Raw genomic sequence first — 6,387 nt, forward strand, 5'->3', positions numbered from 1 at the left:
CGCCCCGCGACCCTGTCCGGCAAACGGCGCTTTCCGCCACACCGGGGCCGCGCACGGCACAGGCTGCTGGGCGTGGACATCTGGACGTATCAGTCGGTGGAGTACCTCACCGTGGCCGGAGAGGCCTGGCTCGCCTCCGCCAGCGAGTACCCGCGCAGCATGCGCGCCCTCTGGGAGTCCCGTCCGTGGGCGCCCTCGGTACTGCCCTGCGGACGGGCCTTCGACGTGATCAGCATGCCGTCGCTGTTCGGCCGCCGGGTGCTGGACGAGCTGCGGGCCTCCGGCCCGGGCTGCGGACCGGTCGCGAGCTACCGGGGGCGCATCCTGCTGTTCGTCCGGCCCGGCGCGGCACCCCGGCTGCGTCGGCTGCTGGCCTGGGAGGAGTGGGCCCGGGACGTGCCGCCACTGCTGTGCCACGGCAGGGGCGACGCGGTGACCGTGCCGCCGCTCCAGCGGATGGTGCACGGCCCGGAGTCCTCCGGCCGGGGCTCCGGCCGCTGGATCGTCGCCCCGGAGGAGCGGGAGCCCTGGCTGCCCGGCGCCTCGGTGGTCCTCTGGGCCTGCGTACGGGCGGCGCGCGAGCCCGGCGCGCCCGCCCCGGCGGAGCCCGCCGTCGTGACCGGAGGGTGAACGGAGAGCGACCGGTATTCGATTTTGGCTCGGCCGCCGGCCGCTGCTAGAGTCTTCTCTGTCAGCAGGCGCCGCTAGCTCAGTTGGTTAGAGCAGCTGACTCTTAATCAGCGGGTCCGGGGTTCGAGTCCCTGGCGGCGCACAGACAGCCGGAAGGCCCCTTGCGAAAGCAAGGGGCCTTCCGGCGTTTCCCGTCGCAAGACGTTTCCGGTGCGTCCGACGCGTCCGACGCGTCCGGTGCGAGAGCCGGCGGGCCGGGCCGCCCGCCGGAGCGGACGGCCCGGCCGGGGCTCAGCGGCCGCGCAGCGCGCGGTAGCGGGCGACCAGCGCCGCGGTGGAGCTGTCCAACTGCTCGCCGCCCTCGCCGGTGAGCAGCACCGGCTCGATCCGCTTGGCGAGCACCTTGCCCAGCTCGACGCCCCACTGGTCGAAGGAGTCGATGTTCCAGATCGCGCCCTGGACGAACACCTTGTGCTCGTACAGCGCGACCAGCTGGCCGAGCACGGACGGGGTCAGCTCGCCGGCCAGGATGGTGGTGGTCGGGTGGTTGCCCCGGAAGGTCTTGTGCGGGACCAGATCGGCCGGCACGCCCTCGGCGGCGACCTCCTCCGGGGTCTTGCCGAAGGCCAGCGCCTGGGTCTGGGCGAAGAAGTTGGCCAGCAGCAGGTCGTGCTGGGCGACCAGGCCCGGCAGCAGGTCGGCGACCGGCCGGGCGAAGCCGATGAAGTCGGCCGGGATCACCTTGGTGCCCTGGTGGAGCAGCTGGTAGTAGGCGTGCTGGCCGTTGGTGCCGGGGGTGCCCCAGACCACCGGGCCGGTCTGCCAGTTGACCGGGGTGCCGTCGCGGGTCACCGACTTGCCGTTGGACTCCATGTCCAGCTGCTGCAGGTAGGCGGTGAACTTGGACAGGTAGTGCGAGTACGGCAGCACCGCGTGCGCCTGGGCGTCGAAGAACGCGCCGTACCAGACCCCGAGCAGACCGAGCAGCAGCGGGACGTTCTGCTCCGCCGGGGCGGTGCGGAAGTGCTCGTCGACCAGGTGGAAGCCGTCCAGCATCTCGCGGAAGGCGTCCGGGCCGATGGCGATCATCAGCGAGAGGCCGATCGCCGAGTCGTAGGAGTAGCGGCCGCCGACCCAGTCCCAGAACTCGAACATGTTGGCGGTGTCGATGCCGAAGTCCTGCACGCCCTGGGCGTTGGTGGACAGCGCCACGAAGTGCTTGGCCACCGCCTCGGTGCCGGCGCCCAGGCCGGTGAGCAGCCAGTCGCGGGCGGAGATCGCGTTGGTGATGGTCTCGATGGTGGTGAAGGTCTTCGAGGCCACGATGAACAGCGTCTCGGCCGGGTCGAGGTCGCGGACCGCCTCGTGCAGGTCGGCGCCGTCCACGTTGGAGACGAAGCGGACGTCCAGGTCGCGCTTGGCGTACGAGCGGAGCACCTCGTAGGCCATCGCGGGGCCGAGGTCGGAGCCGCCGATGCCGATGTTGACGACGGCGCGGATCGGCTTGCCGGTGTGGCCCTTCCACTCGCCGCTGCGGACCCGGTCGGCGAAGGCGGCCATCTTGTCCAGGACGGCGTGCACGCCGGGGACGACGTTGACGCCGTCGACCTCGACGACGGCGTCCCGCGGGGCGCGCAGCGCGGTGTGCAGGACGGCGCGCTGCTCGGTGTTGTTGATCTTCTCGCCGCGGAACATGGCGTCCCGCAGCTCGGCGACGCCGGTGGCGGCGGCGAGCTCGCGCAGCAGCTCCAGCGTCTCGTCGGTGACCAGCTGCTTGGCGTAGTCCACGTGCAGGTCGCCGACCTGCAGGGTGTAGCGGCTGCCGCGCTCCGGGTCGGCGGCGAACAGCTCGCGCAGGTGGGTCTCGCCGAGCTCGTCCCGGTGCTTGGCCAGGGCGGCCCACTGCGGGGTGCGGTCGAGCGGGGTGCGGGCGTCGGCGCGGGTCTCCGACATCGGTGGGTCCTCGATTCATCTGGGTGCAGAAACCGGCAGGGCCAGGCGTGAGGGTTCTTCGCGAGGTCGTGCGGGTACTGGTGGTGCGCCGACTCCGTTGACGGCCTGCCCGGGATCAGCCTATGCAACCCCGGGGGCGGTCGCGCACATTCCGCCCGGCGCGCGCGGACTGCCCGTCACTTCCGTTCCGTCCTCAGGTCCAGCCCGCGCAGCACCTGGTCGACCAGCTCCGGGTCGGCGCCGAGTTCGCTGCGGGCGACGAGCATCTCGCGCCGGGAGGCGGCGATCATCTCCTGTTCGACGTCCCGGGCGGCCCGCCACTGGGCGAGGCGCAGCTTGGCCTCGGCGGCGTCCTCCTCGGCGTACTCCTCCGGGCAGAGCCGGGCCAGCCGGTCGTGCTGACGGTCCCGCAGCCGGTCGGCGACCTCGGCGGGCAGCTTGTCCTGCTCCTCCAGTTCGCCGAGCCGGCTGAGCCCGGCCCTGGCGGCCCGCCACCAGAGCTGACGCACGGCCTGCTCGTGCTTGTCCTGGTCGATGTCCAGCTCCAGCCGCTTGGCCAGCCAGGGCAGGCTCAGGCCCTGGACCAGCAGGGTGAACAGCACCACGCTGAAGGCGATGAAGACCAGTCGGCCGCGCTCGGGGAAGTCCGCGCCGGAGTGCAGGGTGAGCGGGATGGCGAGGGCCAGGGCGACGGTGGCCACGCCGCGCATGCCGGACCACCAGAGGATCACGCTCTCCTTCCAGCTGAACGGGGTGTCCTCGTCGTCGCCGCGGCGCAGCTTCCGGGACACCCAGCCGGCCGGCAGCAGCCAGAGCAGCCGGACCACCACGACCACCGCGATGACCACGGCGGCGTCGCCGATGAAGCCGGTCCAGCCCTTGCCGGCCTCCTTGAGCACCGTGGCCAGCTCCAGGCCGATCAGGCCGAAGGCGACGCCGGTGATCAGGATCTCGACGACCTCCCAGAAGGCGTTGCCGACCAGCCGGTAGGACACGGCGTCGGCGTCGGACGCCCGTTCGGCGAGGTAGAGCGCGCAGACCACGACGGCGAGCACGCCGGAGCCGTGGATCTCCTCGGCGAGGGCGTAGGCGGCGAAGGGCACGAGCAGGTTGAGCGCGACCTGCTGGGTCGGGTCGTCCAGGCGTTCGGCGAGCTTGGCGTTCATCCAGCCGAGGGCGACGCCCACGACCACGGCGAGCACGGCGGACAGGACGAAGCGCAGCGCCGCGTTGCCGACCGAGAAGTCGCCGCTGACCATGGCCTCGATGGCCAGCGAGTAGATGACGATCGCGGTGACGTCGTTGAACAGGCCCTCGCTCTCCAGGATCGCCACCAGGCGCCGGGGCAGGCCGACACTGCCGGCCACCGCGACGGCGGCGACCGGGTCGGGCGGGGAGACCAGCGCACCCACCGCGATGGCGGCGGCCAGCGGCAGCGCCGGCAGCAGCCAGTGCACCGTGCCGGCGACCGCGATCGTGGTGACCACGACGAGGGCGACGGCCAGCAGCAGGATCGAGCGGATGTTGGCCTTGAAGTAGCGGACCGAGGAGCGCCGGGCGACGGCGAAGATCAGCGGCGGCAGGACCAGCGGGAGGATCAGCTCGGGTTCGAGCGAGACGTCCGGGATCTGCGGGACGAGCGCCATCGCGATGCCGAGCAGGGTCATCAGGACCGGTTGCGGCACCCCCGTCCTGCGGGCGAGTGGCATGGTCACCACGGAAGCGAGCAGCACCAGGAAGAACAGGGGCAGCTGGCCCACGGGGCGGTTCCTCTCGACGGCGGACGGCTGAGCGCCGACCAGGATAAATCTGACAATGCGCCCATACGTGAAGGCGCGCCGAACGATGGCTTGACCTCAAGCGGACTTCACGTTCGAAGATCGGGGACGTTCGAACGGCGAGCTGGCGAGAGGAGTGTCCCCGTGAAGGCGGTCACCGTGGTGCGGTCCGGCGGTCCCGAGGTCCTGCGGGTCACCCGGGTGCCCGACCCGGAGCCCGGACCGGGCGAGGTCCGGGTGCGGGTCCACGCCGCCGGGGTGCAGCCGGTGGACCTCGCGATCCGGGAGGGGTTCCGGCCGCCGGGACTGGCGCTCGAGCCGCCGTTCACGCTCGGCAACGAGTTCGCCGGAGTGGTGGACCGGCTGGGCCCGGGCACCGGGGGCTGGCGGGTCGGCGACGAGGTGCTGGGCTTCCGGGTGCTGGGCTGCCAGGCCGAGCTGGTCACGGTGGACGCCGCCCAGCTGGTGGCCAAGCCCGCCGCGATGCCCTGGGAGCAGGCCGGCTCGCTCTCCGCCTCCGGCCAGACCGCGCACATGGCGCTCGCCCAGCTCGGGGTCGGCCCCGGCGACACCCTGCTGGTGCACGGCGCCTCCGGCGGGGTCGGCACCGTCGCCGTCCAGCTCGCCCGGGCCTGGGGCGCCACCGTCATCGGCACCGCGAGCGAGCGCAACCACGAGTACCTGCGCGAGCTGGGCGCGATCCCGGTCGCGTACGGCGAGGGGCTGGCCGAGCGGGTCCGGGCGGCGGCGCCGCAGGGGGTGACCGCGGCCTTCGACGCGGCCGGACGGGGCGCGCTGGCGGCCTCGGTCGAACTGGTCACCGACAAGGACCGGATCGGCACCGTGGTCGACTACCCGGAGGCCGAGCGGCTGGGCGTGCGGGGGCTGCGGGCGCCGCGGACGGCCGAGCGGCTGGCCGAGCTGGTACGGCTGTGGGAGGCGGGCGGGCTGCGGCTGGAGGTCGCCGAGGCGCTGCCGCTGGAGAAGGCCGCGCAGGCCCACCGGCTGGTCGCCACCGGGCACGTCCGGGGCAAGGTGGTACTGACCGCCTGAGCGGGCGGGGGCCGTCCGGGCCGATTGTGTGTTTCGGCCGCTGACCAGGTAATGTTCTCCACGTCAGCAAGCGCCGCTAGCTCAGTTGGTTAGAGCAGCTGACTCTTAATCAGCGGGTCCGGGGTTCGAGTCCCTGGCGGCGCACAGACAGCCGGAAGGCCCTTCGCGAGAGCGAAGGGCCTTCCGGCGTTTCGGCGGCCGCTACTCGCCTCCGAGCCGAAGGGGCGGGCCCCACGCGCGGTGGCAGGAAAGGTGGGAAACCGGTCATTGCTGCCACCTCGGCCCGCTGACAGGCTGGCCGCATGAGAGCGCGCAGCGTGGTCGTCGTCCTCTACGAGGGCGTGCAGAGCCTGGACGTGACCGGCCCCGTGGAGGTGTTCGCGGGAGCGGGCGCGGCCGCCGGGCAGCCGGGCGCGTACCGGGTGACCACCGCCTCCCTCGGCGGCGGACCGGTGCGCGGCTGCAGCGGGCTGCGGCTGCTGCCGGACGCCGACCTGGCCGACGTCGGGCCGGTGCACACCCTGCTGGTCCCCGGCGGGGAGGGCACCGAACGGCCGGACGGCGCGCTGGTGGCGCGGATCCGGGAGCTGGCCGGTCGGGCCGAGCGGGTGGTGTCGGTGTGCACCGGCGCCTTCCTGCTCGCCGAGGCAGGACTGCTGGCCGGCCGCCGGGCGACCACGCACTGGGCGTACTGCGAGGCACTGGCCCGGCGGTTCCCGGACGTCGAGGTGGTCCCGGACCCGATCCACGTCCGAGACGGGCACATCGCCACCTCGGCCGGGGTCACCGCCGGGATCGACCTGGCACTGGCCCTGGTCGAGGAGGACCTCGGCCGGGACGCCGCGCTGCTGATCGCCCGTCACCTGGTGGTCTTCCTGCGCCCGCCAGGACGCGTGGGCGCCCGTGGTCGCCCGGCTGTCGTGCCTGCGCGGAGTGGGCACCCTGACCGCGCTCGGCCTGGCCGTGGAGATCG

General features: G+C 73.1%; 5 protein-coding genes and 2 tRNA genes. 5 read left to right on the forward strand and 2 right to left on the reverse strand.

Features of this window, described 5'->3' with window-relative positions:
* Window positions 1–72: 72 nt before the first annotated feature.
* On the forward strand, window positions 73–630 hold the full coding sequence (locus tag ACGF12_RS30230; protein ID WP_393036890.1) for a bifunctional DNA primase/polymerase: 558 nt from the start codon (window positions 73–75) through the stop codon (window positions 628–630).
* 68 nt (window positions 631–698) lie between these two features.
* Window positions 699–772, forward strand: a tRNA-Lys gene (locus ACGF12_RS30235).
* Between the two features lie 149 nt (window positions 773–921).
* On the opposite strand, the gene pgi is transcribed toward ACGF12_RS30235, so the two are convergent.
* On the reverse strand, window positions 922–2,583 hold the full coding sequence (pgi, locus tag ACGF12_RS30240; RefSeq protein WP_393036893.1) for a glucose-6-phosphate isomerase: 1,662 nt from the start codon (window positions 2,581–2,583) through the stop codon (window positions 922–924).
* A gap of 176 nt (window positions 2,584–2,759) precedes the next feature.
* The gene (locus ACGF12_RS30245) at window positions 2,760–4,343 is read right to left on the reverse strand and encodes a Na+/H+ antiporter (RefSeq protein WP_393036896.1); all 1,584 of its coding nucleotides are present in this window, start codon (window positions 4,341–4,343) and stop codon (window positions 2,760–2,762) included.
* Window positions 4,344–4,505: 162 nt separating this feature from the next.
* Between ACGF12_RS30245 and ACGF12_RS30250 the strand changes: the two genes are divergently transcribed.
* The 3 genes from ACGF12_RS30250 to ACGF12_RS30260 form a co-directional block, all read left to right on the forward strand.
* On the forward strand, window positions 4,506–5,414 hold the full coding sequence (locus ACGF12_RS30250) for an NADP-dependent oxidoreductase (protein ID WP_393036900.1): 909 nt from the start codon (window positions 4,506–4,508) through the stop codon (window positions 5,412–5,414).
* 70 nt (window positions 5,415–5,484) lie between these two features.
* Window positions 5,485–5,558, forward strand: a tRNA-Lys gene (locus ACGF12_RS30255).
* 158 nt (window positions 5,559–5,716) lie between these two features.
* Window positions 5,717–6,387, forward strand: a 671-nt coding sequence (locus tag ACGF12_RS30260; RefSeq protein WP_393036903.1) for an AraC family transcriptional regulator, incomplete at its 3' end; no start/stop codon positions are given.

The organism is Kitasatospora sp. NPDC048296 (assembly GCF_043201815.1).
Lineage (GTDB): Bacteria > Actinomycetota > Actinomycetes > Streptomycetales > Streptomycetaceae > Kitasatospora.

Coding starts and splice junctions, on each gene's coding strand:
- pgi (WP_393036893.1), bottom strand. CDS start 2,583: ATGTCGGAGACCCGCGCCGACGCCCGCACCCCGCTCGACCGCACCCCG.